Origin of the sequence: Flagellimonas sp. 389, from assembly GCF_018449435.1 — a bacterium.
In the GTDB taxonomy this organism is placed as follows: Bacteria; Bacteroidota; Bacteroidia; order Flavobacteriales; family Flavobacteriaceae; genus Flagellimonas.
Genome location: NZ_JAHCMU010000011.1, coordinates 43,413 through 68,956 on the forward strand (window position 1 = coordinate 43,413; position 25,544 = coordinate 68,956).

A 25,544-nucleotide genomic window follows, 5' to 3' on the forward strand; every position below is an offset into this window, starting at 1 on the left:
AATGAAAACAACAAAAATTTTAAAGCTTAAGTCTTTACTTTCCGTTGTAGGTTTTATGTCCTTAGTGGCCATAATTTCTTCATGCGAGAAAGAAACTGCAGAAATTCCCTTTATCGAAGATGCCTCTGAAAACACCTTGGCCCGAGCCGTATATGCGAGCAGAACAGTAGGGTTTAATAAATCTGACCAGACCTACACAGTGAGCATGGCCAATTCTGATTTTGGCAGTGTTGGTGGCTGGAGTTCAGGTGAAGCTGATGCCTACATAAGATCAAATGCGCTTAGAATTACTTTGAAAGCGAATTCCAAGGGGACGGGAAGCGGCATGAATTCCAATGCCAACATATCCGATGGAACGGAGTACGAGTTGGAATGGAAGGTGAAATTCAATGATGGATTTGAGTGGAGCCGTGGTGGAAAAATAGGCTGGGGATTTGTAACTGGCCAAGGAGTCACAGGCTGTAATGGTGATGATGCCAGGGCAGGGCAGGGAGGTAGCTTTCGCGTAATGTGGTACTCTCCAGATCAGCAGCTAGGGGATACAAGCGGCACGGCATATTTCCGGCCCTATGCTTATTATAAAGGGATGACTTCCAATTGTGGGGAAGATTTTGGAGCTAAATGGCCCAGCAGTAGCTCTCTTCAGACCGGTGTCTGGTACACCGTGAAACTTTATTATAAGCAAAATACCTCAAACTCGGCAGCAAACGGCAAGCTTAAGATGTGGGTCAATGGCAACCAAGTTGTTTCAAAAAGCAATATTCGATGGGGGGATAGTACCGATGACCGAAAGGTTAAAAAGTTGATTTTTGACGTATTCAGAGGCGGCTCCCAAGATTATTGGAAAGCTAGCACGGAAAGCAAGATGCGTTTTGATTATGTGAAGTGGACAAGATTGGCCAGTTAAGAGAAATATTGATTCTCTGGGTATTTTATACCTGTTCTTCCGGTCTGTTGGGGCAAACCAACAGATTGGAAGTCCAATTGGCTCCAATTGTAAGCCTTGAAGATTTTTCATGGTCCATCGCAGGAAACTTGGAAGGTACTGAACCTAATATTCTATCTGAACTGGAATGGGAAAACCTTATTAATGCAGGTGCTCAACTTGGGTTTCGCTACAAGGTTTCAAATCGGTTTCAGATTAGGGTAAGGCAGATTTTGGCAGCAACCATTTCAGGTAGCGTCATGGATACAGATTATGAAGAAAACAACCGACAGAGCCCTGTTTTTAATACTAAAGAAGACGCAAACAGAGGATTTAACATCCAGTCAGATTTGGGAATAACTTATGACTTGAGACTGGGTAACAAGATGTATTTAACACCTTATCTCGGGGTAATGTATTCCAAACAAAAATTATCCATTATCAATACATCCAATGGGCTGGACAGTTCATATAAGCCTTACACCTATGGGCCAGCTTTTGGTATAACCTTGGGTAAAATTATTACCCATCATTTGGAAGTAGCTTTTGAAAGTAGGGCCAGTGCCACCAAATACCGAGCTGAAGGAGATTGGAACTTGATTGAAGAACTAAGGCACCCTGTAAGTTTCACTCACAGAGCCAACATGTATAGTGTTAATGCTCAATTATCACTTATTAAAAGGCTTGGAAAAGGGAATCTGGCGCTTTTTCTTTTCTATGAAAGAGCAGATACGGATACGGGGATTGACACCGTTTTTTTCGAAGATGGAACATTGGCGTTTACCCAATTCAATGGTGCATCAAGGCAAACTTTCAGATTAGGTCTCAGTTATAATAGATGGATGTGGTAATGCATCTAAAGGGATAAAGTGTATTCCTTTGATAAACATATGTAACAGAAAGAAATGAGTTATAATTTTTCTCAAAATGGATATAGTAACGGCCTTAGATTGCTTGTGCTATTTTCTCTTATGGGCATCATTTGGTCGTGTAACCAATCCACAAAAAAAATAGCACCCGAAAATCGGGTTTTGAATAAAGAATTGTTGGGTGAAATCTGCGATTCCATATACAAGGCATATAACCTACCCGGATTAGGAATTGCTGTACGTTTTGGTGAGGATGAATTTGTTTTTTCAAAAGGAATAGCGGATAAACGCTTGTCCCTTCCCATTACTGATAGCACCCTTTTTTATATGGGCTCATTCAGTGAGGTCCCTATGACCTTGGCCATGATGCAATTGGTAGAGTCAGGTAAAGTGGATTTGGACATTCCTTTCAAGGAGTACATTCCTTATCTGGACAAGGACTTTGAAGGGGTACGTCCAAACATTCATCACTTGTTGAGCCATACCTCGGGAATAGAGGATACCAGTACAAGCTGGGATGATATTTCATATGAAGTTGACGAATTGGAAATGACCTCTAAAAGTATAGCTGGACTGCCACTTTTGTTCGCGCCAGGCAGCAAGAGAACATGGTGTGGATATGGCTTTGATATTTTGGCGGATATCATGCAAAAAACAACAGAACAAAAATTTGAACATCTACTTGACTCCCTTGTCTTCAGACCAATGAAGTTGGAGGATGCAACTTTCGAAGTTAGAAAGTTAGCTACAAACAAGTTGGCAAAACCACAGGTCAAACAAAATTACCTGGCCTATACATATGAGAACGCAAATTTTTACCCTTACGCTAGGGAAAATGCCGGGAGCCATGGCTTTCACAGCTCCCTTTCCGACATGCTGAAATTCTTTAAAGAACTGATAGAGGTAAGGGATGATTCAACCCATTTCGATAAAGAAGGTCTTTTCAAAAAACAATACCAAACTTCTACCGATACATATTCGGCCTATGGTTGGCAAGTACTTAAAATTTTCAATTTATATCTCTATGAGCATTCTTGGAGACACGGCGGCTTTAGTGGTTCAATACTCATCGAACCAAGCAATGGTTTTGCATTGGTTGTTGTAACGAACACCATTTCAGAATTTATCCCAGCCACATTTACCTACAATTTTTGGAAAAACATTGTTGAAGGCGAAAAAATGGAAATAAAACCACCCTATCAAATTGTGATGAGCAAACAAATCAACGAAGGGAAAACCATAAATGAAGTTTTAGAAGGTTTTGAACTTGAAAACAATACAAAAGAATCAGTGTATACTATCTCGCCTGAAATCCTAGCCGGACTTCATTCAAATCTGGTTTGGGAACAAAAAAAGGAATCGGCCAATGTGTTAAAAGAATACATACGTGAAAAACATCCAAAGGTATATAAATTGATTGAGCCGCCACCGATAGACTGATTTCGTCGTTCTTATTGGGGGAAGAACTTTAGGCGTTCAAAAAAGAATCCTAACCCATTCATCACCAAATCTAAAAATATCGCAATAGCAATGAATACCCATATTATCAAAGAAAGCCCTGGCGTGGTTATCGTCTCTTCGCCAGGACGAATTAACCTTATAGGAGAGCATACGGATTATAATGACGGTTTTGTGCTTCCTGCTGCGATAGATAAACGAATTTATATGAGGCTCACCAAGAATGGAACCAAAACAACTTGTAGAATAAAAAGCAAAGGTTTTGATAGTGTCTTAATCGCTGACCTTTTCAGTCTTAGACCAGGTACTGAAGGCTGGCACAATTACGTATTGGGAGTATTGAACGAACTGCAATTGCTCACTCAGGGATTAAAAGGCTTCGACTGTGAAATGTACACCGAAGTACCAACTGGTTCAGGAGTCAGTTCATCGGCCGCTTTAGAGTGTGGATTGGCTTATGGATTAAATCGGCTCTTCGAACTAGGTTTGGATAAATGGCAACTCATCAAGCTAAGTCAAAGGGCCGAGCACAACTTTGTGGGAACGAAATGTGGTATCATGGACCAATTTTCATCGGTAATGGGGAAAAAAAAACATGCCATGTTGCTAGATTGTCAATCGCTGGAGTTCGAATATATACCAACAAAGCTTGACCCCTACGTCATACTAATGTTGAATACCAACGTTACTCATAATCTTGCCACTAGTGGTTACAACACAAGACGTGAAGAAAGTGCCACAGGTTTAAATATTGTTACAAATCACTTTGGGGTCAAAAATTCATTTAGGGAAATTACACCGGGGATGATTGAAGAATGCAGGCAGCAACTTGGTGATGTAAGATACAGGAGGTGCACTTACATATTGGAAGAAAACCAAAGGGTTCTCAAAGCTGCCAAAGCTCTCAAGAAAAATGACATTTTAGAATTGGGCAATCTTTTGTACAGCTCACACAAAGGTCAAAGTGAAAAATACGAAGTAAGCTGTCCCGAACTGGATTTCTTGGTGGAATTTTCAAAAGGAACCAAAGAAATACTGGGATCTAGAATGGTCGGCGGTGGTTTTGGAGGTTGTACTTTAAACCTTATCCATAAAGATGCCGTAGTCGGCTATGTTGAAAGATCCTCAATAGCCTATGAAAAAAAGTTCAAAATAAAGCTTTCACATTTTGTAACCGCGCCTAGTCGAGGTACTTCAATAACAAAACAAAGACATGATGGGTTTAAATTTGGATGAACATCCGCACAGAAGGTACAATATATTGACTGGGGAATGGGTCCTGGTCTCACCGCACCGTACCAACAGGCCATGGCAAGGCAAAAGGGAAAAACCGACTCTCGAGGAAAAACCCAAATATGACAAGAATTGCTACCTCTGTCCGAGTAACAAACGTGCCAGTGGGGATATCAATCCAAAATATACCTCCGCGTACAGTTTTATCAATGATTTCTCTGCCTTGCTTTCAGATACCCCAAATCATGAGATAAACAACGGACTTTTGAAGGCTAAAGGCGAATCAGGTATCTGCAAGGTCATCTGTTTTTCTCCGGATCACTCTTTAACGCTTCCGCTGATCCAATTGGAAGATATTGAAAAAGTTATCATCCTTTGGCAAAAAGAGTATCACGAACTGGGAAACAAAGATAAGATCAACCATGTTCAGATTTTTGAAAACAAGGGTGCCATCATGGGATGCAGCAATCCTCACCCCCATGGGCAAATATGGGCACAACACAGCATTCCGCAAGAAGTATTAAAGAAGACAAGTAAACAAATTGAATATTGGAAGGCAAATAAACGCAGCCTATTGTATGACTATGTGTCACAGGAGATTACTGTTCAGGAACGTGTCATTTTTCAAAATGAAGACTTTGTGGCACTGGTACCGTATTGGGCTGTTTGGCCTTATGAGATCATGATAGTTCCGAAACGACATTTGCAGAGAATAACGGATTTGACTGAAAAGGAACGGAAAAGCTTCGCTAGCTCCATCAAAACAATAACCACGAAGTTTGACAATTTATTTGAAACTTCCTTCCCCTATTCGTCTGGTATACATCAGGCGCCGACTGATGGTAAAGAACATCCCGAATGGCATTTCCACATGTCTTTTTACCCACCCTTGTTACGTTCTTCAACAATAAAAAAATTCATGGTTGGTTATGAGATGTTTGCGAATCCCCAACGCGATATTACAGTCGAACAGGCAGCGGTAACGCTGAAGAATCTTTCGAATGTTCATTATAGTAAAAAGGAATCTGAGTTATGCCAGTAAACACCATAATAAAGAATGTAGCCAAGATATTGGATTTATCACCAGCAACCACTTCAAAAGCTTTAAACGATAGTAGTGCAATAGGCTTAAAAGCTAAAAAAGAGTATAAGAAACTTTTGGCAGCACCTTACTATGAGAAATCAAACTGAATAAGAGACAAAAATATGATGCTAAAAACAATTCTGACAACCATTTTTTCTTCACTACTACTTATCTCATGTAACAAGGAAACTTATAAGACCAATAAAAGAACCAAACAAAATATTAATAGTGATTGGAGCTATTTAGAAAAACCGTTTAAACAATCTTGGAATATACCCCCTGATGCAAAATGGAAAACGATTGATTTACCTCATACATGGAACAATGAGGATGCAACTGATAATTTACCTGGTTATAGAAGATCAGCAAGTTGGTACAGAAAGAATATTCCAATTGATAAGATTGATCTCAACCAACGGTACGTTCTACATTTTGAAGGGGTCAATATAACTGCTAAGATTTATGTTAATGGAAATGAAGCTGGTGAACACATTGGAGGTTACATAGGATTTGAAATAGATATGACCCCGTTCATTAAAAAAGGGGAAAATGAAGTTTTGGTGAGGGTAGATAATGGTTATGACCGAAATATTATTCCCTCGCAAAAGAGTGACTTTTTTATATATGGAGGAATTACAAGAGACGTATGGTTAGTGAAGAAACCCAATTTGGCTATTGGGAATGTGAAATTGACCACACCAGAAGTCTCTCATAAAAGAGCTTCCTTAAAAATTGACCTTTCCATTGATGGTAGCATAGAAAAAGACCAACTTTTCTTAAACACAATAGTAAGGGATGTAGAAGGAAAGAAAATAGCATCAAAGTCAAGGAATGTAACCGGAAATCTTGGCTCGATTTTAATAACAGAAATCCAACACCCAAAGCTTTGGGATATCGATAATCCTAATCTATATGAAGTAAATATACAATTATCAGATAATGAAGGGGTCATTGATGAGGTAGTGGAAAAATTTGGATTCAGATGGTTTGAGTTTAAAGAAAATGGACCATTTTATTTAAACGGTAAAAGGGTTTTATTACGGGGAACCCATCGTCATGAAGAACATGCCGGGGTTGGTGCGGCCATGACCAATGAACAACACCGTAAAGACATGGAGTTGATCAAAGCTATGGGGGCAAACTTTGTTCGTTTGGCACATTATCCCCAAGACCCTGAAGTCTATAAGGCCTGTGATGAACTTGGTATATTGGTTTGGGATGAAATACCTTGGTGTCGAGGAGGCCTTGGAGAAAAACAATGGCAGAAAAATACGAAAGGTATGCTAAGAGAGATGATTAATCAAAATTACAATCATCCAAGTATTATTATCTGGTCTTTGGGGAATGAAATATATTGGTTGCCCGATTTTGAAGGTGGAGATGATAGAGCAAAGATAAATTCATTTTTAATCGAGTTGAATTCTATTGCTCATGGCATGGATCCAACTAGAAAAACGGCAATTCGCAAGTATTATGAAGGTGCCGATATCGTTGATGTCTTTTCGCCTTCAATATGGTCTGGCTGGTATTCCGGAAGTTATAAAAGTTATCAAAAGGCCTTGGACACCTATAAGCCGCTGTACAAAAATTTCGTTCACGTTGAGTATGGTGGTTCAAGCCATGTAGGCAGACATTCGGAAAATCCTATTACAGGTGAGGGTAAGATATTGTCAGAAGGCTGGGAGGAGGCTATTGTACAGACAGGCGCGGCGAATATTGCCCAAATTGGGGACTGGAGCGAAAATTATATTGTTGACCTTTTCGATTGGCATCTAAGAATAACGGAGACGGATTCCACTTTTGCAGGTAATGCACAATGGGCATTCAAAGATTTTGGAACACCATTGCGTCCCGAAAATGATATACCATACATAAATCAAAAGGGTTTGGTTGATCGCGATGGAAACCCTAAGGATGCGTTTTATGTATTCAAAAGTTACTGGGGAAAAGAACCATTTGTTTATATAGAATCTCATACATGGACCGAAAGACAAGGTCCTGAAAATGTTGCAAGAAATGTTTGTGTATATAGTAATTGTACCGATGTGACCTTATTTCAAAATGGAAAGAGTCTAGGTGCCAAAAATAGAGATATTAATATGTTTCCGGCTTCTGGATTAAACTGGGATGTTAAATTTAAAGAAGGATTCAACATTCTCATTGCCAAAGCTAAGGACGAAGCTGGAAACATGGTCAGTGATACAATTAGGGTGAACTATCGGTATAAGAGAAATGACAGTGCCAAAGGCCTGAAATTGACATCTCAAAAAACAGAAAATGGAAACTACTTGGTAACGGCTATTGCCGTTGACAAAGATGGCTTACGCTGTCTTGACTATGAGGACAAAGTATACTTCCAGTGTTTGGAGGGAGGTATGCTTTCTAAAAACCAAGGTACACCGCTAGGAAGCGAAATTATTGGAATGGCCAATGGTAAGGCATCAATAGAGTTAATTCCAGATGAAACTTTGATGGATTTAAAAATTATGGTCCTTAATCAGAATTTTAAAGGGACCTATTTGACTATCAAAAAATAGACCAGATATTTTGAAGGGACACTGATTTTAATTTCGAAAAATTAGCACTGTACCGAATCAATGTATAAAGACCAGAACCTAATCTCAGAAAGCCCTTGGATTGGGAGCTCCCAAGCCTTTTGAATTTTATGCTCACCTAATGGGTCACTTTTGAACTAAAATTAAGGTTCAATGAGATACATTTTCACTTGATGGTAGTGTGATTTGGTGGATGAACCACACGGCTACCCTAAAATATGGCCCTGGTGTTTATTGATAGCTGATTCAAATAACCACTCTAAAAATGAGAAAATATTTTTTTAGAAGAAGTTGCCAGGGCCGTTTGCTCTTGTTAGTACTATTTTAAAGAAACGCACTTTGGAACGATTTTTTTGGGAAAATCGACAGACGTTTATGGAGTCTACTTAATAATTGATTAATCATTTTTTAAAAGAATGTTTTTTACACCTCTATTGCGACTGTGCTTTTTTGAGCTTTTTGATTTTCTTAAACTATATACATGAATTACTATAAATAATGAACCTGAAACCAATACGGGATATGCAGGATTAAAAAAGCCATAAACCATATAGAGTAAGCACGAAATAATATGCCATATCCTAAAAGGAAGCATTTGCTTTTTTGTTACTGCATATAATCCAGTAATAACTGCGATATACCCAATCGCATCAATCATATTTCGTTTTATCCATTAATAACATAAGACCTCGTTTAAATGGGCTGTTATCTTATTGAATACTCCAACAAAGTAATATCTAAATTTCTATGTTGTATTGGTAAATCCTTTGTATCACCTGTGGTATATTCCTCTACAACTTTAAACCCATATTTCTCGTAGAATTCAATAATTGCTGGATTAGCAGTCCAAGTATCTATTCTAATGGTTGTCAAACTATTTTCCACTGAATAATCAATTGCCCACTCTAATACTTTTTGAAAAAGTTTCTGCCCTTTAAAATTAGGATTTACAACTACTCTATGCATGTAAATGGAAGTCCCCTTTTCCATTTCACGCCAAATCAATGGGTCCGAGAAAACCACTCCCCAAGCACATAAAATGTTACCTTCTTGTATCAACTTGTAGTTCAATCCGTTCTTTATTTCTTTTTTAAGATATTCTTTGTCAATGGATTCCCATCCAAAATAATTATTTCTCTTTTGGTACTTTATGGCTTCTTCGTACATCCAACAGATAAATTCAAAGTCTTTTACTTCTGTGTTTTTTATCAAATACATATTCTCGTTTTGCCTTACAGTAGAACTATTTTTTTCTAAGGACTGATTTCCTGTATGTGCGGAGTTAGAATATTTAGTTCTGATCATTTGTGTTTGTTTTAATCTCAATTACCCTCGAAAGCAACCCTTTTTGTTCCATTTTTTCTTCAACTATCTCCAATTGCCCTAAGAACTCATTATCGAAAATATCGCGGACAGCGATTTTTATTTGGTCCCATTCAGCTTGTAGTTTCGGCAATTCCTTATGTGCTTTTTCTGTGAGTTCAATTATTTGCTTACGCGAGTCCTTAGTATGCACTCTGCTTGTTACATACCCGACTTTCTTCATTTTCTTTATAATGGTAATGACAGATGGATGAGAAAACTCAAGAGCCTTGGATATTTCCGTTACAGAAAGCTGCCCCTTTTCCTTTAATAACAGAAAAATCAAATGCCAGTTTGGTTCAATGGGTAATTCTAGATATTCGTATACCCTCCTGGCATCGTGCATTAAGGTGTCACTGATTCTTTTGATTCTTGCCGTTACGCCTATTATTTGTAAACTTTTTAAGTAGCTCATAATTGATATTGTGTAGTCAACTACGCAAATATATAAATTTATGTAGTCAACTACACATATTGTTGAAAATTTTCTCTTTCCAAGAGGGTAAAGCGGGAAGTCGATTATTTAATTAAGACAGTAAATACCCCTATTCGAGATAAGATTCTTAGGAATTTAGATAGACTTTTTTTGAATTATGGATTGTCAAAGAAGGATAAGAATTCAAACTAATCCATTTACGAATAACTAGCCTCTTAAATCGGGATTTCCCTAAAAATTGAAGACCTCACCATCTTCAGGAATAAATACCCTTTTGGAATCCACCTGGTATGTATCGAGAAAGTTCCTTAAGCTAGTGCGGGATACTGTTTCATGATCTAAAGCACCGATATGGACGGCAATAATGTTTGAGTCTTTATTGTAATCAAGTATTTTTAGTATACCCTCTTCTCCCATGATAACTTTATGAGTACACTCCAGTATAATATACTCTTTAAATGGATTGGATTCAGGTATGAAAGTATTTCCACCGGCATTACAGATAATGTTTTTTGGATTAAACCTATCCATATTTTTCTTGATGGTCTCACACCAGACAGTATCTCCAGTGATGTAAAGGGTTTCTTCTTGGGTAGTTTGGAAGACATATCCCGAAACGAAACCCATAACGTTAAGAATTTCTCCTTCCCCATGCTGGGCATCTACTCTTGAAATCTTGATACTACCAATTGTTTTTGTATCATCGATGATATTGACATTTTGAAAACCGAATCCTCTAATAGTTTCATAATCTTCCTTTTGTACCAATAATGGAATGGATTTAGGAATGGTCTCTTGCGCTCGTTCGTCAAAATGGTCGGGGTGCAAATGTGTAATAGCGACATAATCCACACCACTTATAATTTCTTCTATGTCCATTGGTAGCGGGACAAGAGGATTTGCCGATTTACCTGCAAAGGGCGGTAAACAATTGACCTCTCCGAAAAAAGGGTCTATAAGCCAGGTCTTTCCGCCATATTCAATTTTTACCGTAGCATTTCTTATATGTTGAAACTTCATATTTACATTTTTCCCAAATGTAAATGCAGATGCTTCGTTTAGGACTTTTGAAAGTTGCTAAATTTTTTTCTGTATTTCTGAGGTGTTGTTGATAGGTGATTTTTTAGAATAGGATATATTGTTGTCGATTCTTTAAAACCAACAGCATACGCAATCGCATTGATGGGTAGGTCGGTTTTGTTGAGCAGATATTTTGCTCGTTCTATCCGGATCCTTTTTAAGTACTGATGGGGAGAAATACCATAAACGTTTTTGAAAACCCTTAAAAAATGAAAATGCGACATGGATACCAGTCTAGACACATTTTTCATGGAGAATTCCGAATCATTGTAATTACTATAGATGTAATCTTTAGCTTCTACCATTCTTTTGGCCAGTTCTTTTCGAGTCGATTTCTTTGTTGCATGTATGTTAAAACTTCTACCTTTTTCTTTATGGTCGATAACTAAGGAGTGTTTTAAAATATCCATCAAAAAAGATGCTTCATTCTCGGTGGAATAAGATTGAATTATTTCATTAAAACTTGAATTTCTATAATGTAGCTGATTGATGTATTTATAACTTGAATCTTGCTCATAAGGAATATCAAGAAGCTTTTCATTTGAATTCAAAAGCGCATATTGAGCCTTTGTATAAAAATCGAAGTTGATGTGTATGTTAAAGGTGTCAACCAAATCTTCTGAATCAATCTCATAGCGAAAGGATTCAAAGGGATTGGATATATAGAAAGTTTGTTCACATACCTTAATATTTCTTTTGCTTGTCGATAATTTTATGGTGCCACTAGTGTTGGCAAGAATAGTGAATGAACTTTCGGAAATCGATTTTTGATAGTTTTTATAGGATGCGGTTACCACCACATTGGGCCATTCTATTTCTTTCAAAGGTGACTCAACAACATTTCGAAGCCTATCTATTGAATCTTGTTTTGGGAATTCAAATACATTCATAAGTCACATAGTAATGAGTAGGTTGATACACCAGTAAAATAATCAATTCTCACTGATTCGGAAAACCATTGGTTCATTTAGTTCCACTTCCTTTCATTTTAAATTTCACCGTTTTTTAATTCACTATCCCGAAGCCTCGCCATCACTCTTTTTTTGTCAGCAAAACAACAACATTCAGTTTTGAACTACGGCATAAACCAGGCTCGTACCTCGCACTTTTTTATACGTCTTATCAAAACTGAATATTGAATCACACAAGGCATCAAAAAAAGGTAACAACGAAGGCTCTATGGGAAGTAAATCAAAATATCGAACTATGAAATCATCTCAAAATATCCAAAAAGGAAGTGGAACTAAAAAATCAAAAAAGGAAAACACTCTGGATATAATAAGTAAATCACTTTTAACCTGCCCGTCCGTTCAGGCGGGAACAAATGAATATTAATCTTTAAATCTATTCTTATGAGTACTATTAAAAATCATGTACAGTTAATTGGAAATGTTGGGCAAGAACCAACTATTACGAACCTTGAAAGCGGTAAAAAAGTAGCCCGTTTTTCTATAGCCACCAATGAGTATTACAAAGATACATTAGGCGAAAAGCAGACCGATACCAATTGGCATACGGTAGTAGCTTGGGGCAAAACAGCCGATATTATCGAAAAGTATGTTGGCAAAGGCAAAGAAATTGGGATTGTGGGAAAGTTGAAAACAAGAACATATACCACCGATGATGGAAACCAACGCTATGTTACTGAAGTGGAAGCCAGTGAAATTCTACTATTAAGTAGATAAGTCAAAAAAGAAAGAGAGTGATACCGTGAAAAGCCTCACCCTCTTTTTCATTATCAATCTTAAAAGAAATAACAATGAAGAACAAAGTTAACGAAATACAGATCAGTTACAAAGAGCGCGTGCCAGCACCTTTTTGGCAAAAAATAAATTCATCGCAAGATGCCAGTGAAATACTCTTTGAACATTGGAACAAAAACACCATAGGTGTGCAAGAATCTTTTAAGGTCTTGTTATTGAACAATAGCAATAAGGTAAAGGGGATATATGAACTTTCAAGAGGGGGCATCACGGCAACCATGATTGATTTAAGAATACTGTTTGCCGTAGTTTTAAAAACCTTATCGGTTGCCATTATTTTAACGCACAATCATCCATCGGGAAAATTAGAAGCGAGCAAAGCGGATATTCAGCTCACTAATAAAATTAAAAATGCAGCTGCTCTCTTTGATATAAAAGTTCTAGATCATTTGATTATCGTGCCAAATGGAGAGTATTACAGTTTTGCCGATAATTCAATACTATAATGGTGTATTTGAATTACAACAATCTCGATGAAGAGACACAAGAATATTTCAACAAATCATACAAGACCTTTGAATTTTCAGAGGTCTTTTTTATTGGGATTTTTAAAATTCGGCGTTCTACTTTGCCCCATTTCTCAAAATCATACCGAACGTCATTAAAACAGGTCATTTGACAACATTCTACGTTTCAATTTCACATCTCATTTAGATACATTTATAAGGCTAGTCATTAAGTAAAGCAACCGACTTTTTGACAATCTCAAGACAGGCTTTTTGGTCAGGTTGTTCGAAATTTTTGTCACGCTCAAGCGTGACAAAATCGAGAAGCAAGAGGGTAACACGCAAAGCGGTGTTACAAGTATTTTTAATTTTAAAACCATTGAAAATCAATTAGTTATAGTGTTTCAAAAATATGGTGATTTTAGAGTTTGCAGCAAATAGGCCCAAAACTCGTATAAACAGGCATTTTTTTACAGCAAAAAGAATGGGGGAGTTTTCAAAATATCAATTTTCGGCAATTAATGTCAAGAAAAAAGTGGCTATCAGGTTCAGGAAATTTTCCAAAGAAATTTCCAAATCGAATACGGAGGCATTGGAAGCCATGCTCAATTTTTTTGACTGGAACGACCTTTCTCCAAGCGATAATTTGGGGGTCAAGAATGAACGGACCAATAAACGCATCAATGCCGTTATTGCAATTCTAAAGAACATTGAAAAGTATCAGACCAAGCCTACGGCCACCATGCTGCAAACCTTATTTGAAGAAACGACCAACCTCGAAAAAGAAGGGGAAACCTATGATTTTGATACTCCAGACCTTGTATCGGAAAATGAGGAACTCGATTATTATCGAAAGGAATACTTTACCATCAAGGAGAACTACAGTACACTAAGACATGAGATGGGACAAATCCTAAGTAAAATTAGATATGTACGGGGAAATTTTGGAAACGGATATTTTAAAGTGGAAATGGATAGGGCAACATTGGAAGAACTTAAGGAAAAAGTATAGCATGTACATTACCATAACACCGCATAAAATAGAGGGCAACTATGCACAGAGCGCTTCCGATTTCGTGGCGTATCTGGAAAAGGAAAACGAAGGAAAGCCCTTGGATAAGCATGAGCATTTTTTCAATCATTATGGGGAAGAAATCACGAGCGCTGAAGTTATAAAGGAAATTGACGGTAATACTGCAAAACTCAAAAAAACAGAACCTAAATTTTATTCCATTACCATCAATCCAAGTAAGCGGGAACTTGAACAATTGCAAAACCATAGCGTGGATTTAAAAGCCTATACAAGGGAATTGATGAAAGACTATGCAGAAGCCTTCAATCGTGAAATCAATGGGCAAAAAATAACCGTTGACGATATTAAATATTATGCAAAAATAGAATATGAGCGCACCTATAAAGGAACGGATCAGCAAATACAGGAAAACCAACCTTATGCCACCAAGATACTCCAGCTGAAGCATGATATCCGTGCGATTCAGGAAGGCAAATTAGTTGGAAGTATCAAAGAAATTCAAAGCAAAATTAACAGATTGGAAAAGGAAGCCCCACATCAACAGAACGGGAAACGAATTGTGAGGGGTATGCCAAAAGAAGGTGCGCAGAGCCACATTCATGTTATTGTCAGTCGCAAAGATTCCAGCAATTCTGTAAGCCTTTCCCCAGGGAGCAAACACAAAGCTTCAGAAGTAACAATGCATAATAAGTCCGTAAAAAGAGGCTTTGATAGGGACAGTTTCTTTGCGGCTTCGGAAAAGACGTTTGACAGGATATTTCAATACAAACGAAATTATGTAGAGACCTATAAAGCCAGAAAGACGTTGCTCAAAAATCCAAAATTATATTTCACTGTACTTTCAGGACTTCCTACGAACGAAAAGGCAATGGCCTATAAAATGCTTGCTAAATCTGGTGTTCCAATCATGAGCATCCCTACTAACAAAGTACAGTTGACGTTGAAAGCTATTAAGAAAATAAAGCAAGGTTTGAATAGAGCCATACAATCCAGTTCTATTGGCATATGAATATGTCTATAGCACATATCATTCTGTACATTATCATTCCAATATTACTGATGGGCATTGTTTTGTATGTGTTCTTTCACCAAGAGCGTTCAACGACAGCAGAAAAAAAATACAGGGTTCATTTCAAATTAAAAAATGGTAGCTTTCGAATAGACAACATTAAAAGAGGGGCTTCCATTATTGGAGCTGCGGGAAGCGGGAAGACAGAAAGTGTTATTTATAATTTTCTTCACCATTTTAGTCAACATAACTTTTGTGGCATTATACACGATTATAAAGATTTTGAGTTGACTGAAATCGCATACCCCCTTTTTCGGGATAAAGATGTTAAATTCTATACCATTGCGTTTGATGATATCCATTACCGGGTAAATCCCATTGCTCCAAGGTATTTACCGAATGAAGAAAGTGTCAATGAAGTATCCAAGGTGTTGATTGAAAATTTGTTGGAACAAAACCTTTCTGAATCTATGGGAAGCAATAAGTTCTTTACGGACGCTGTAGAAGGTCTGTTAAGTGGTTTGATTTGGAAATTGAAAACAGCACATCAACAGTATTGCACACTTCCCCATCTTATCGCTTTATTTCAATCAATGAACACAAAGAAGTTGGTCGCTTTTTTAAGTTCAGATTTAACCTCCAAAGCTATGGCAAGCGCATTTCTCAATGGTATAGCATCTGAAAAGCAAACCGCAGGGGTTAAAAGTACCTTGGCAAATGCCTTTAAAAAAATCAGTTCCCAAAAACTATTCATGATATTGTCTGCGGATGAAGTGCCATTGGATATCAATAATCCTCAAAACAAAGCGGTCATTTCCATTGTGAACAACCCACAATATGAATCGGCATATTCACCTATCATAGCAATGGTCGTGCACACCGTCGTTAAACAAATGAGCGTTAGAAATCGGGAAGCTGCTTTTATCTTGATGGAAGAGGCCCCAACAATCAAATTACTCAATATGCATCGTATTCCTGCAACTTTGCGAAGCTATGATATCGCTACGGTTTATGTCATGCAGGACAAAATTCAAAATGATATGCTTTATGGGGAAAAAGCCAGTAAAGCTATTTTGAGCAATCTGTCCTACCAATTTTTCGGGAAGGTCAATGATCCTGATACCGCCAAATATTATGAACGTTTTTTTGAACTGGTCAAGAATCCAACCAAAAGTATAAGCAAAGGAACAGGACTTTCATGGGATGCCAGAATTACCAAAGGTGAAAAGGAAGTTCCCAAACGTAGAGCGGATATTTTCTTCCGATTAAAGCAGGGCGAGTTTATTGCTTTTGCGGACGGAAAGGATAAAAAACTGAAATTCAAATTATTGCCGATAAAAAGGAGCAGGCCGAAAAATAAAGTCTCGTTCTCTGAAACGGAATTACAGATGGAATTTGAACGAATACATCGGGAGGCTAAAACTATACATAAGACTCCGGCATAGTGCCATAAGGGCGCTGGTTAGGGTGTTTTGTATGCTCAATAAGGGACAACAGTTTGCGAGGGGTAAAACCAGACCACTTTTTAACTTCCTTGACAAAGTGGTTTTGGTCATAAAAACCAAAAAAGAAAAAGTCGGAGGTTATTCCAGTTTTTAGGATTTGTTTTAAGGCAAGTCTACAGCGGAGCATCGACTGGACTTGTTTAGGGCTAAGTCCAGAATATCGCATTGTAATACGTTGAAGATGTCTTTGGCTTACACGAAGCAATTTGGATAGTTGAAGAGCTGATGTGGAAAAATGCCTTCCAATTACTATTGCCTTAATAAATCTGTTCCATAGGGAACGACCACTTTGGTCAACATCAAAGTTGAATTCCCCAATCTGTTTGCCAAGTTTATTGATAAATGAATTCAAGTTGGTTTCTTGAAATAAAGGTGTGAGCCAATTTGCAGTTGGAATTATTTCTTCCTGTAGGAAGGTTTTATTGGTCAGAAGCTGAGTTTCTTCTTTAAAAATTGGGAATGTACTCCCAAATTGGAAAGTGACCCCAAAAGTTAAATTCCCTTTAGGATGTACATATTCGGCGAAATTAGTACGAGGCCCTAAAATACAGGTGTCCTTAATGGATATGGCACCAATTTGATTATCCTTTACAGTATAAGGCGTTCCAAGAGTGAAAACCCAATTTACATAAGGGTAAGAGAACATGTATTCTGTTAAAGCCTTTTCTTCCGAATCAACATCCAGTAACCAAAAATGTCTTATGGTTTTATTTAGGTAAGCAGGAGGACTATATAGTTGATACATCTTTTAAAACGATAATTCTGGAAATTCACTCGTTTCAGTTCAGCATAACCTTAGCCTTTTTCTATTTCTCGATACGAATTAGTTCCATTGATTTGCAAGAAGTAAAATTACTGATTTTGACCTGTTTTTCATAGTAAAAGATGGACATGCAAAGAGTATGCAGAAGCAAAATGATATGAATCAAATTCCCAAGTCCATCTTGTACTATCCTAATTCATATCCTTTGGCAACATTTGTCCAAAAAAACATGGGCAACAAAAAAGCGACACAGAATAACAGTATTGACGAAATAATTGGAACACCTTTTCCTGGTTCTAAGAAGCATTATGCCATTACCGAGAAGGGGTGGAAAATTCCATTTAGAAAAGTACGGCAACAGCACACAAAAATTGCCAATAGTTCCGAAACTATAGCGAACCCTGATATTCTCATCTATGATTCGAGTGGTCCTTTTACCGACCCTGAAGTAGAAATCAGCTTATCCAAAGGCATTCCCAAGATCAGAAATTGGATTAAGGAATATAATAACCTTAACCGCTTAGAACAGTTGACCTCGGAATATGGCAACATGAGGTTACAAGAAGAAAGCTTGGAGAGCATCCGTTTTCCTAATCTTCGATTGCCTTTAAAAACGGCTAATGGTTGCCATACCCAAATGTATTATGCGAAAAAAGGAATTATAACGCCTGAGATGGAATATATCGCCATAAGGGAAAATGGTCTTATCAGTGATTATCCACAACATAACGGAAACTCATGGGGAGCGTCCATCCCTAAAAAGATAACACCTGAATTCGTTCGGGATGAAGTCGCCAAGGGGCGTGCTGTTATACCTGCCAACATAAACCATCCAGAATTGGAACCGATGATAATCGGTAGAAACTTTAGAACCAAGGTCAATGCCAATATCGGTAATTCCGTGGTAACCTCTTCCATTGAAGAAGAAGTCGAAAAATCAGTTTGGGCATGCCGTTGGGGAGCAGATACCATAATGGATTTATCCACGGGCGCAAACATCCACGAAACTAGGGAGTGGATAATCAGAAACAGTCCAGTACCGATTGGAACCGTTCCCATTTACCAAGCTTTGGAAAAAGTTGGTGGTAAGCCAGAAGACTTGTCATGGGAATTGTTTCGGGACACCTTGATAGAACAAGCCGAGCAGGGCGTGGATTATTTTACCATGCATGCAGGGGTTTTGTTACGCTATATTCCCCTCACCACTTCTAGGCTAACTGGAATCGTTTCACGAGGAGGCAGTATTATGGCCAAATGGTGTCTGGCACATCACAAGGAGAACTTTATCTACACCCATTTTGCCGAAATGTGTGAAATTCTGAACAAGTACGATGTAACCATTTCCTTAGGTGATGGCCTAAGGCCCGGTAGTATAGCCGATGCCAATGACAAAGCACAGTTTGCAGAATTGGAAACACTTGGAGAGCTTACCAAAATAGCCTGGGAACACAATGTACAGGTTATTATTGAGGGGCCTGGACATATCCCTATGCAATTGATAAAGGAAAACGTTGACAAACAATTGGAACTGACCCACGAAGCCCCGTTTTACACCTTGGGCCCACTTACCACAGATATTGCACCAGGGTATGACCATATCACGAGCGCTATTGGAGCCGCAATGATTGGGTGGTTCGGCACTTCCATGCTGTGTTATGTAACCCCAAAAGAACATTTGGGGCTGCCCAATAAAGAAGATGTCAAAGAGGGATTGATGGCCTACAAGATAGCAGCACATGCGGCAGATTTAGCCAAAGGTTTCCCCGCAGCACAGTACAGGGATGATGCCTTAAGTAAAGCTCGTTTTGAATTTCGTTGGGAAGATCAATTTAATCTAGGCTTAGACCCAATCCGAGCGCGAGAATATCATGATGAAACCTTGCCCGCAGAAGGTGCTAAAGTCGCTCATTTCTGCAGTATGTGTGGGCCTAAATTTTGCTCTATGAAAATAACCGAGGAAATCAGGGAGATGGCTAAAAATAAATCCATATCAGATGATAAAGTATTGGAAATTGGAATGAAAGATAAAGCCAATGAATTTTCAGACAAAGGCTCGTCCATCTATTTATGAAATTGCCAAAAACACTTTCAATTTCTGGGTTTGACCCCTCGGCAGGAGCAGGGATGCTTGCTGATATAAAAACGTTTCAAATGCATCAAGTATATGGGTTTGGAGTAATTACGGGATTGACATTTCAAAACGAATCGCAAATCACGGATGTTCGATGGTCATCCAAATATGAGCTTATTAGTCAACTTGATGTTTTGTTCAAGAGACATGCTATCAATGCAGTAAAGATTGGCGTGACGGAGGATGCCAAAATGCTACATTGGATAGTTGAATATTTAAGGAACCAGAAACATCATGTAACTATAGTTTGGGATCCTGTTTTTGAAAGTTCAAGTGGATTTGCTTTCTGGCATAGCGTTGATAGGAGTGCATTAGGTGTAGTCATAGACCAAATAAACCTTATTACACCCAATTTAGAGGAATATGGTAAAATATGGGACAAATCCAATGGCCATAATAGCTGTAGAGCAGCCGTATTAGTGAAAACGGCGGATGAGGACGATATGACCATTTTGGACAAACTGTTTTATGGAGACAAGTTGTACACCCTAAAGACCAAGAAATACAAAGGCCACAATAAGCATGGTACAGGTTGCATATTATCAGCAGGGATTACGGCAGGATTGGCAAAGGGCATGGAATTGGTGCAAGCGTATCACAATGCAAAAAACAGACTTAACGAATATATGTTGAGCAGTAAATCGCTACTGGGTACACATGAATAACAAATAAGATAATGAAAAACCATAAATACATTTCAAGGGTGCATTACATTACCCAAGACCACCCCGATAAATCGCACCAGCAGTTGGCATTGGAAGCCTGTATGGCAGGTGTGGATTTGGTACAGCTTCGACTTAAAAACAGAAGTCATTCTGAAGTTTTGGATATTGCCTTGGAAACCCAGAAAATCTGTAAGGAATATGGTGCTACTTTTATAGTCAACGATCATCTTGAAATAGCCAAGGAAATAAATGCGGATGGGGTGCATTTGGGGAAAAGTGATGAAAACCATATCACAGCTCGAAAACTCTTAGGAGATGATAAGATTATTGGAGGCACCGCTTATAATGAAAAGGAAGCGCTGCTGCTCAAATCAGCGGGAATTGTTGATTATATAGGTTTGGGAACATTCCGAAAAACGGAAACCAAGCCCGAAATAACGGATTTTTTATCTCTTGACCAGATTGGTCAATTGATTGAGTCCATCGGTGAATTAAATGATTCTTCCGTTCCAATTTTGGTAATCGGAGGTGTTGGGTTGGAAGATATAAGACCTTTATTGTCCAAAGGCGTTTATGGAATTGCCATTGCTTCGTTAATCAATCACAGTAATGATAAATTCCATATCATGAATGAAATCAGAAAAAATCTAAATCGCAAATATGTAATCAATGGATAATCAAAACTTCAGAACGGAAAGATTGCTGATTAGACCTACTGTAATGGAAGACGCGGAATTCATTTTTGCACTTATGAACACGCCTAAGTGGATTCAATACATTGGAGACAGGCAAATAAGAACAGATAAGGATGCCGAAAACTATATTAAGAAGAATATGATCCCGCAATTGGAAAGGCTGGGGTATTCCAATTACACGGTCATTCGAAAAACTGACAATGTAAAAATCGGGACTTGTGGCCTGTACGATAGGGAGGGTTTGGAAGGTATAGACCTTGGCTTTGCATTTCTTCCGAAGTACGAAAGGAAAGGTTATGCGTTTGAAGCAAGTCAGGCTTTAGTTGATAAAACAAAAAAACAATTTGAGATAGACTATTTAAGTGCCATAACGGTACCAGATAATATTGCATCTCAAAAACTATTAGAAAAACTGGGATTCGAATTTTTCAAGACCACTCAATTGAAGGGGTCGGAATTATTTGTATACAAAATCATTTTAAATGGGGAACACTAAGATTTATATCATTGGTTCAGGTGCCATAGGTAGGGCATTGGCCGTTTTTTTGAAACTGGAAGGAAAAGAAGTTATATTGGTAAGAGGAAGCGTTGACAACCTAAAAGAATCAGATGGGGTTATCTCAGTAAGGGATAATAAAAATCAAAGTTTCAAGGAAAATATCGCCACTATCACCTTCAGCAATTTAAAGGAGATAAATGGAATTGTTTTGATAACGACCAAAACATTTGCCAATGCTAAAATTGCTGAAAAACTAAGCGGTTTTAAAGGGGAATTTTCGATTGTGCTATTACAAAATGGTCTAAATATCGAAAAACCCTTTAAAGTTTTTAAAAATGTATTTCGTTGTGTGCTTTTCACGACCAGTCAAATAATCGATAATGGCCAGGTTCGTTTTAAAGCGGTAACGGCATCTCCGGTGGGAAGCATCAACAATAAAAATGAGAACCTAGAAGAAATAGTAAATTGTATCAATACGGAACATTTCACATTTAGGGAAGAGCGAAATATTGATCATTTTGTATGGAACAAGGCAATTATCAATTGTGCATTCAATTCCATTTGTCCTTTGTTGGAGGTAGATAATGGTATTTTTCATCGTAACGATGACGTGGCTTCCATAGCCAGGGTAGTCATCAAGGAATGTGTCAACCTATCTCATAAAATAGGTTTGAAATTGGACGAAACCGAAATTGAAAAAAGTTTATTGTTGATTAGTGAGCGAGCAGATGGGCAACTCATTTCCACTTATGATGACATTCGAAAAAAGAGGCGTACCGAAATAGAAAGTCTAAACCTGGAAATGGCTCGATTGGCTGAGTCGATAGGGGAGCCAGAAATCGTCCCTTTCACAAAAGCATTGGGCTTGACCGTGCTGGAAAAATCTAAATTAAGTTTATTGGAAAACTCAAATTGATGCCCAGTACTTTGCATGTCAAGAGCTTTTACAAATATTCTGAAAAAACTTGATAACGAGTTAGAGGTATTAGAATCTGAAACAGAAGATGTAATTCAAAAAGCAGAAAAGGGAATTAAAATAACAAGGCATTCTTTAGAAGTGCTTCGAGAACAGGTAAATGGCAAACAGTTTAAGGATAAAGCAACAGAGATTCATTTTTTCAAGAATATTTAAACCTCAAATATTCAGTAAGCTCATCTATTATGTCATGCTCTTCAATATAGAAAAAAAACGTCCCAGAAGCAGCCGGAAGACACAAGTAAAATATTTGAATAAGCATATCGATAAACTCCAGATTTATTTCCACGATAATCTGGAGTTTTATCATTTTTACCGTATTACCGTGAGAAATTTCAATTCACTGGATAAACATTATCTTTCACCCAACTTCCGCTCCCTAACCTCATCCAAAAACTCTGCCTCTGGAAAAGGAATAAGTTGAGCAGCTAGCTCTAAAACAGCCTGAATATTTACATCTGGTTCCGGAATATGAGAATGGTTAGCAGAATTCTGATTGTCCAACGCCAAAATGCAGACGTTGAGCAACGACTCCAACTTAAAAAGTAGGTCACGATAGTCCTTCACTTGTAGTTTGGAGACACCAAAACCATTTTTTTGGGGAGTAATCGAACTAAAATATGCCTCAAGCTGAAGTTCCATATGGGAAAGGTCTAGGATTTTGTTATTTTTCATGGAACAGGATTTGTAATATAATTATACGACAAATATAAAGAATTAAATCATTTGTCAATTTTTTGTATGACAAAAATGTCACATTATAAGTTGACATTTGTTTTGTGACAAAAGAAGAGCTGAAACAAAAGGTAGGGGAGCGTATTGTTCACATACGCAATAGTAAAGGTTGGAGTCAATCGGATTTAGCTAGAGCTTGTGGGAAAGACCGTCAAGCAATGGAAAAGCTTGAAAATGGCAAGGTAAATCCAACATTGTACACACTACTTGAAGTAGCCCAAGGACTTGGAGTGAAGCTATCCAAGCTGATAGATTTTTGAAATATAAAAAGCCACTTTTTAGGTGGCTTTTTTTGTGGAGCCGGAGGGATTCGAACCCTCGTCCAAACAAGCAATATCAATGCTTTCTACATGCTTAGACTTTGTTTGATTTTCGATGCACGACCGACCAAAGACCGCCTATCGTACACTTAGCTTCTTAAGGTTTTAGTGGTATTGCCAAAGCGAACAATACCCTTATGTTGACTTTTCTGGTGCTCCTAAACGGGTCGCCATCAACAAGGGCTACCCAGGAACATCTCGCTTCGCTACCTTGTAGCGACGAGGCAAATCCTACTATAATTCAGATTATGCGGCAAGAGCGTAATTATTATCGCCAATTAAAAGTGTGGAAAATGAGATTAACGAGCTGTATCCCAGCGCTCGACATGCTTACATTGCCATTGGTCTCGCTGTCAAAACCAGTCGGCCCCATAATGAGTTAGGTAAGCTTTGCTTACCGTAAACGAATTATGTCCTGAGCGTAGTCGAAGGACCAATTCATCCCATTGTTTTTTCAAAGAACTCTACCCTAAACGTGTTTTAGGGCCTGCCTATCTGCGGCAGTATACTATTTTGGGCGTTCCCCTCGCTAAAATGCTCGGGTCGGGCTGTCCGCTGTATCTTTTTACCGGTTCAAGTTGTAGAAAGAAAGTAAAAAGGATATCGCTTCCATCCCTAACGCGGGCGACAAAGCTAACATTTATCCATCAAAACAGAAAAAAGTTTGTGACACCTTAGCAATACCCTTATTTTAGGTCAATAATTATACCAGATTACCATGAAGTTCGGAATCATAAAAGAACGTAAGAATCCACCAGACAGAAGAGTGGTATTATCACCAGAAGAATGCCAAAATGTCCTTTCTCATTTTCCCAAAGCACAAATAGAAGTGGAATCCTCACCAATTCGTGTATTTAAAGATGAAGAATATAAAGAATTAGGTATTCCCGTTTCCCAAAATATCGATGATTGTGATGTGTTGCTTGGGGTTAAAGAGGTACCGATAGATGCGCTAATTCCCAATAAGAAATATTTCTTTTTCTCACATACCATAAAAAAACAGCCCTATAATCGAGATTTGCTTCGGGCCATTTTGGAAAAGAACATCGAGTTATATGATCATGAGGTCATTACCAATACTAAAGGACAACGCCTAGTAGCCTTTGGTCGCTACGCAGGTATTGTAGGTGCTTATAACGGTGTACGGACATATGGGATTAAATTCGATTTGTTTGACCTCCCAAAAGCGGAAACCTTAAAAGACCTGCAAGCATTAATTTCCGAATTAAGAAATGTTAGCTTACCCAATATCAAAATTTTATTGACAGGTAGGGGCAGGGTAGGAAACGGTGCTCGTGAAATGTTGGATGCAATGGGTCTAAAAAAGGTAAATGTAGCCGAGTATCTAAAAGATACATTCAATGAACCCGTGTATTGTCAAATAGATGCTTCGGAATACAACAAGCGTAAAGATGGCGTTCGTGGTAATAAAGCTGATTTTTTTGAAAACCCGCAGGAATATAAATCTAACTTTTTTCGTTTTGCCGAGGTAACGGACTTTTATATTGCAGGTCATTTTTATGGGGATGGAGCGCCTTATTTATATACTCGAGAAGATGCAAAACATCCAGATTTTAAGATAAAGGTTGTAGCGGATATTAGCTGTGATATAGATGGCCCTGTGGCTTCAACAATACAACCTTCTACGATTGCAGACCCAATTTATGGCTATGACCCACAAACCGAATCGGTAACGGATTTTAAAAAACCTGATGCAATTGCAGTAATGGCAGTGGATAATTTACCTTGTGAATTGCCAAGGGATGCTAGCAATGGTTTTGGAGAGGCTTTCTCCAAATATGTGATTCCAGCTTTTTTTGATAATGATGCAGATGGAATCCTGGAACGGGCTAGAATGACCCAAAAGGGAAAGCTCACCAAGCGTTACGATTATCTGCAAGACTTTGTCGATGGACTGGAATAGCCGTGCTTAATCGAAGAGTAGTAACAATTCATTATCCAATTGCTATTTTTTGTTATCTTGGGGATTCCTTAATAACCA

Annotated in this window: 28 protein-coding genes and 1 other RNA gene; 21 read left to right on the forward strand and 8 right to left on the reverse strand. The window is 38.1% G+C overall.

Going from position 1 to position 25,544, the window contains the following annotated elements; genetic code table 11:
* Nucleotide 1: 1 nt before the first annotated feature.
* From KIM67_RS10790 to KIM67_RS10820, 7 genes are all read left to right on the forward strand, one after another.
* Nucleotides 2–907 (forward strand): polysaccharide lyase, encoded by a 906-nt coding sequence (locus KIM67_RS10790; RefSeq protein ID WP_213831344.1) that lies wholly within the window; start codon nucleotides 2–4, stop codon nucleotides 905–907.
* Nucleotides 886–1,776 carry a hypothetical protein gene (locus tag KIM67_RS10795; protein WP_213831345.1) on the forward strand — a complete coding sequence of 297 codons (891 nt, stop codon included), beginning with the start codon at nucleotides 886–888 and terminating at the stop codon, nucleotides 1,774–1,776. Before KIM67_RS10790 ends, KIM67_RS10795 begins: the two co-directional genes overlap by 22 nt.
* Before the next feature lie 54 nt (nucleotides 1,777–1,830).
* On the forward strand, nucleotides 1,831–3,234 hold the full coding sequence (locus tag KIM67_RS10800) for a serine hydrolase (protein ID WP_213831346.1): 1,404 nt from the start codon (nucleotides 1,831–1,833) through the stop codon (nucleotides 3,232–3,234).
* A gap of 90 nt (nucleotides 3,235–3,324) precedes the next feature.
* Nucleotides 3,325–4,488 (forward strand): galactokinase, encoded by a 1,164-nt coding sequence (galK, locus tag KIM67_RS10805; protein ID WP_213831347.1) that lies wholly within the window; start codon nucleotides 3,325–3,327, stop codon nucleotides 4,486–4,488.
* Nucleotides 4,469–5,527 carry a UDP-glucose--hexose-1-phosphate uridylyltransferase gene (locus KIM67_RS10810; RefSeq protein ID WP_213831445.1) on the forward strand — a complete coding sequence of 353 codons (1,059 nt, stop codon included), beginning with the start codon at nucleotides 4,469–4,471 and terminating at the stop codon, nucleotides 5,525–5,527. Before galK ends, KIM67_RS10810 begins: the two co-directional genes overlap by 20 nt.
* Nucleotides 5,518–5,676, forward strand: coding sequence for a hypothetical protein (locus KIM67_RS10815; RefSeq protein WP_213831348.1), 159 nt, complete (start codon nucleotides 5,518–5,520; stop codon nucleotides 5,674–5,676). Before KIM67_RS10810 ends, KIM67_RS10815 begins: the two co-directional genes overlap by 10 nt.
* 15 nt (nucleotides 5,677–5,691) lie before the next feature.
* On the forward strand, nucleotides 5,692–8,106 hold the full coding sequence (locus KIM67_RS10820; RefSeq protein WP_250149237.1) for a glycoside hydrolase family 2 TIM barrel-domain containing protein: 2,415 nt from the start codon (nucleotides 5,692–5,694) through the stop codon (nucleotides 8,104–8,106).
* Between the two features lie 415 nt (nucleotides 8,107–8,521).
* On the opposite strand, the gene KIM67_RS10825 is transcribed toward KIM67_RS10820, so the two are convergent.
* From KIM67_RS10825 to KIM67_RS10845, 5 genes are all read right to left on the reverse strand, one after another.
* A complete protein-coding gene (locus KIM67_RS10825; RefSeq protein ID WP_213831349.1) occupies nucleotides 8,522–8,782 on the reverse strand; it encodes a YgjV family protein in 261 nt (86 codons plus the stop codon).
* A gap of 47 nt (nucleotides 8,783–8,829) precedes the next feature.
* Nucleotides 8,830–9,429 (reverse strand): GNAT family N-acetyltransferase, encoded by a 600-nt coding sequence (locus KIM67_RS10830; protein WP_213831350.1) that lies wholly within the window; start codon nucleotides 9,427–9,429, stop codon nucleotides 8,830–8,832.
* Nucleotides 9,416–9,901: a MarR family winged helix-turn-helix transcriptional regulator gene (locus KIM67_RS10835; RefSeq protein ID WP_213831351.1), complete on the reverse strand. Its 486-nt coding sequence runs from the start codon at nucleotides 9,899–9,901 to the stop codon at nucleotides 9,416–9,418. Before KIM67_RS10835 ends, KIM67_RS10830 begins: the two co-directional genes overlap by 14 nt.
* A gap of 252 nt (nucleotides 9,902–10,153) precedes the next feature.
* On the reverse strand, nucleotides 10,154–10,942 hold the full coding sequence (locus KIM67_RS10840) for an MBL fold metallo-hydrolase (protein ID WP_213831352.1): 789 nt from the start codon (nucleotides 10,940–10,942) through the stop codon (nucleotides 10,154–10,156).
* 38 nt (nucleotides 10,943–10,980) lie between these two features.
* Nucleotides 10,981–11,892 (reverse strand): AraC family transcriptional regulator, encoded by a 912-nt coding sequence (locus tag KIM67_RS10845; RefSeq protein WP_213831353.1) that lies wholly within the window; start codon nucleotides 11,890–11,892, stop codon nucleotides 10,981–10,983.
* 462 nt (nucleotides 11,893–12,354) lie between these two features.
* Here KIM67_RS10845 and KIM67_RS10850 point away from each other — a divergent pair, with 462 nt between their 5' ends.
* From KIM67_RS10850 to KIM67_RS10870, 5 genes are all read left to right on the forward strand, one after another.
* Complete coding sequence (locus tag KIM67_RS10850) at nucleotides 12,355–12,687, forward strand: single-stranded DNA-binding protein (RefSeq protein ID WP_213831354.1); 333 nt, start codon at nucleotides 12,355–12,357, stop codon at nucleotides 12,685–12,687.
* 74 nt (nucleotides 12,688–12,761) lie between these two features.
* Nucleotides 12,762–13,211 carry a RadC family protein gene (locus KIM67_RS10855; RefSeq protein WP_213831355.1) on the forward strand — a complete coding sequence of 150 codons (450 nt, stop codon included), beginning with the start codon at nucleotides 12,762–12,764 and terminating at the stop codon, nucleotides 13,209–13,211.
* A gap of 484 nt (nucleotides 13,212–13,695) precedes the next feature.
* Nucleotides 13,696–14,223, forward strand: a complete 528-nt coding sequence (locus KIM67_RS10860; RefSeq protein ID WP_213831356.1) for a BfmA/BtgA family mobilization protein — start codon at nucleotides 13,696–13,698, stop codon at nucleotides 14,221–14,223.
* Nucleotide 14,224: 1 nt separating this feature from the next.
* Nucleotides 14,225–15,253, forward strand: a complete 1,029-nt coding sequence (mobB, locus tag KIM67_RS10865; protein ID WP_213831447.1) for a MobB family relaxase — start codon at nucleotides 14,225–14,227, stop codon at nucleotides 15,251–15,253.
* On the forward strand, nucleotides 15,250–16,698 hold the full coding sequence (locus tag KIM67_RS10870) for a type IV secretory system conjugative DNA transfer family protein (protein WP_213831357.1): 1,449 nt from the start codon (nucleotides 15,250–15,252) through the stop codon (nucleotides 16,696–16,698). The genes mobB and KIM67_RS10870 overlap by 4 nt, the downstream gene beginning before the upstream one ends.
* Here the strand turns inward: KIM67_RS10870 and KIM67_RS10875 are convergent.
* Nucleotides 16,676–17,503 carry an AraC family transcriptional regulator gene (locus tag KIM67_RS10875; RefSeq protein ID WP_213831358.1) on the reverse strand — a complete coding sequence of 276 codons (828 nt, stop codon included), beginning with the start codon at nucleotides 17,501–17,503 and terminating at the stop codon, nucleotides 16,676–16,678. The genes KIM67_RS10870 and KIM67_RS10875 overlap by 23 nt on opposite strands.
* A gap of 247 nt (nucleotides 17,504–17,750) precedes the next feature.
* Here KIM67_RS10875 and thiC point away from each other — a divergent pair, with 247 nt between their 5' ends.
* From thiC to KIM67_RS18785, 7 genes are read left to right on the forward strand one after another with little or no spacing between them, the layout of a single operon-like run.
* Entirely contained in the window at nucleotides 17,751–19,592 is a 1,842-nt protein-coding gene (thiC, locus tag KIM67_RS10880; protein ID WP_213831448.1) for a phosphomethylpyrimidine synthase ThiC, read from the forward strand.
* Complete coding sequence (locus KIM67_RS10885; RefSeq protein WP_213831359.1) at nucleotides 19,589–20,317, forward strand: hydroxymethylpyrimidine/phosphomethylpyrimidine kinase; 729 nt, start codon at nucleotides 19,589–19,591, stop codon at nucleotides 20,315–20,317. The genes thiC and KIM67_RS10885 overlap by 4 nt, the downstream gene beginning before the upstream one ends.
* An 11-nt stretch (nucleotides 20,318–20,328) precedes the next feature.
* Nucleotides 20,329–20,994 (forward strand): thiamine phosphate synthase, encoded by a 666-nt coding sequence (thiE, locus tag KIM67_RS10890; protein ID WP_213831360.1) that lies wholly within the window; start codon nucleotides 20,329–20,331, stop codon nucleotides 20,992–20,994.
* On the forward strand, nucleotides 20,987–21,508 hold the full coding sequence (locus KIM67_RS10895) for a GNAT family N-acetyltransferase (protein WP_213831361.1): 522 nt from the start codon (nucleotides 20,987–20,989) through the stop codon (nucleotides 21,506–21,508). The genes thiE and KIM67_RS10895 overlap by 8 nt, the downstream gene beginning before the upstream one ends.
* On the forward strand, nucleotides 21,495–22,427 hold the full coding sequence (locus KIM67_RS10900) for a ketopantoate reductase family protein (protein ID WP_213831362.1): 933 nt from the start codon (nucleotides 21,495–21,497) through the stop codon (nucleotides 22,425–22,427). Before KIM67_RS10895 ends, KIM67_RS10900 begins: the two co-directional genes overlap by 14 nt.
* A gap of 15 nt (nucleotides 22,428–22,442) precedes the next feature.
* Nucleotides 22,443–22,643: a hypothetical protein gene (locus KIM67_RS10905; RefSeq protein ID WP_213831452.1), complete on the forward strand. Its 201-nt coding sequence runs from the start codon at nucleotides 22,443–22,445 to the stop codon at nucleotides 22,641–22,643.
* Between the two features lie 34 nt (nucleotides 22,644–22,677).
* Nucleotides 22,678–22,911, forward strand: a complete 234-nt coding sequence (locus KIM67_RS18785) for an RteC domain-containing protein (RefSeq protein ID WP_371815732.1) — start codon at nucleotides 22,678–22,680, stop codon at nucleotides 22,909–22,911.
* On the opposite strand, the gene KIM67_RS10915 is transcribed toward KIM67_RS18785, so the two are convergent.
* A complete protein-coding gene (locus KIM67_RS10915; RefSeq protein ID WP_213831364.1) occupies nucleotides 22,842–23,162 on the reverse strand; it encodes a hypothetical protein in 321 nt (106 codons plus the stop codon). The two genes, KIM67_RS18785 and KIM67_RS10915, sit on opposite strands and share 70 nt — an antisense overlap.
* Before the next feature lie 104 nt (nucleotides 23,163–23,266).
* Between KIM67_RS10915 and KIM67_RS10920 the strand changes: the two genes are divergently transcribed.
* Entirely contained in the window at nucleotides 23,267–23,482 is a 216-nt protein-coding gene (locus KIM67_RS10920) for a helix-turn-helix transcriptional regulator (RefSeq protein WP_213831365.1), read from the forward strand.
* A 32-nt stretch (nucleotides 23,483–23,514) separates the two neighbouring features.
* Here the strand turns inward: KIM67_RS10920 and ssrA are convergent.
* Nucleotides 23,515–23,913, reverse strand: a transfer-messenger RNA (tmRNA) gene (gene ssrA / locus KIM67_RS10925).
* A 347-nt stretch (nucleotides 23,914–24,260) separates the two neighbouring features.
* Between ssrA and KIM67_RS10930 the strand changes: the two genes are divergently transcribed.
* Complete coding sequence (locus tag KIM67_RS10930; RefSeq protein WP_213831366.1) at nucleotides 24,261–25,466, forward strand: NAD(P)-dependent oxidoreductase; 1,206 nt, start codon at nucleotides 24,261–24,263, stop codon at nucleotides 25,464–25,466.
* The last annotated feature ends 78 nt before the right edge of the window (nucleotides 25,467–25,544 follow it).

What these genes read in the sequence shown, in the direction of transcription:
- KIM67_RS10790 (WP_213831344.1), top strand. Translation starts at nt 2, where the DNA reads ATGAAAACAACAAAAATTTTAAAGCTTAAGTCTTTACTTTCCGTTGTA.
- KIM67_RS10800 (WP_213831346.1), top strand. Translation starts at nt 1,831, where the DNA reads ATGAGTTATAATTTTTCTCAAAATGGATATAGTAACGGCCTTAGATTG.
- galK (WP_213831347.1), top strand. Translation starts at nt 3,325, where the DNA reads ATGAATACCCATATTATCAAAGAAAGCCCTGGCGTGGTTATCGTCTCT.
- KIM67_RS10810 (WP_213831445.1), top strand. Translation starts at nt 4,469, where the DNA reads ATGGGTTTAAATTTGGATGAACATCCGCACAGAAGGTACAATATATTG.
- KIM67_RS10815 (WP_213831348.1), top strand. Translation starts at nt 5,518, where the DNA reads ATGCCAGTAAACACCATAATAAAGAATGTAGCCAAGATATTGGATTTA.
- KIM67_RS10820 (WP_250149237.1), top strand. Translation starts at nt 5,692, where the DNA reads ATGATGCTAAAAACAATTCTGACAACCATTTTTTCTTCACTACTACTT.
- KIM67_RS10825 (WP_213831349.1), bottom strand. Translation starts at nt 8,782, where the DNA reads ATGATTGATGCGATTGGGTATATCGCAGTTATTACTGGATTATATGCA.
- KIM67_RS10830 (WP_213831350.1), bottom strand. Translation starts at nt 9,429, where the DNA reads ATGATCAGAACTAAATATTCTAACTCCGCACATACAGGAAATCAGTCC.
- KIM67_RS10835 (WP_213831351.1), bottom strand. Translation starts at nt 9,901, where the DNA reads ATGAGCTACTTAAAAAGTTTACAAATAATAGGCGTAACGGCAAGAATC.
- KIM67_RS10840 (WP_213831352.1), bottom strand. Translation starts at nt 10,942, where the DNA reads ATGAAGTTTCAACATATAAGAAATGCTACGGTAAAAATTGAATATGGC.
- KIM67_RS10845 (WP_213831353.1), bottom strand. Translation starts at nt 11,892, where the DNA reads ATGAATGTATTTGAATTCCCAAAACAAGATTCAATAGATAGGCTTCGA.
- KIM67_RS10850 (WP_213831354.1), top strand. Translation starts at nt 12,355, where the DNA reads ATGAGTACTATTAAAAATCATGTACAGTTAATTGGAAATGTTGGGCAA.
- KIM67_RS10855 (WP_213831355.1), top strand. Translation starts at nt 12,762, where the DNA reads ATGAAGAACAAAGTTAACGAAATACAGATCAGTTACAAAGAGCGCGTG.
- KIM67_RS10860 (WP_213831356.1), top strand. Translation starts at nt 13,696, where the DNA reads ATGGGGGAGTTTTCAAAATATCAATTTTCGGCAATTAATGTCAAGAAA.
- mobB (WP_213831447.1), top strand. Translation starts at nt 14,225, where the DNA reads ATGTACATTACCATAACACCGCATAAAATAGAGGGCAACTATGCACAG.
- KIM67_RS10870 (WP_213831357.1), top strand. Translation starts at nt 15,250, where the DNA reads ATGAATATGTCTATAGCACATATCATTCTGTACATTATCATTCCAATA.
- KIM67_RS10875 (WP_213831358.1), bottom strand. Translation starts at nt 17,503, where the DNA reads ATGTATCAACTATATAGTCCTCCTGCTTACCTAAATAAAACCATAAGA.
- thiC (WP_213831448.1), top strand. Translation starts at nt 17,751, where the DNA reads ATGGGCAACAAAAAAGCGACACAGAATAACAGTATTGACGAAATAATT.
- KIM67_RS10885 (WP_213831359.1), top strand. Translation starts at nt 19,589, where the DNA reads ATGAAATTGCCAAAAACACTTTCAATTTCTGGGTTTGACCCCTCGGCA.
- thiE (WP_213831360.1), top strand. Translation starts at nt 20,329, where the DNA reads ATGAAAAACCATAAATACATTTCAAGGGTGCATTACATTACCCAAGAC.
- KIM67_RS10895 (WP_213831361.1), top strand. Translation starts at nt 20,987, where the DNA reads ATGGATAATCAAAACTTCAGAACGGAAAGATTGCTGATTAGACCTACT.
- KIM67_RS10900 (WP_213831362.1), top strand. Translation starts at nt 21,495, where the DNA reads ATGGGGAACACTAAGATTTATATCATTGGTTCAGGTGCCATAGGTAGG.
- KIM67_RS10905 (WP_213831452.1), top strand. Translation starts at nt 22,443, where the DNA reads ATGTCAAGAGCTTTTACAAATATTCTGAAAAAACTTGATAACGAGTTA.
- KIM67_RS18785 (WP_371815732.1), top strand. Translation starts at nt 22,678, where the DNA reads ATGCTCTTCAATATAGAAAAAAAACGTCCCAGAAGCAGCCGGAAGACA.
- KIM67_RS10915 (WP_213831364.1), bottom strand. Translation starts at nt 23,162, where the DNA reads ATGAAAAATAACAAAATCCTAGACCTTTCCCATATGGAACTTCAGCTT.
- KIM67_RS10930 (WP_213831366.1), top strand. Translation starts at nt 24,261, where the DNA reads ATGAAGTTCGGAATCATAAAAGAACGTAAGAATCCACCAGACAGAAGA.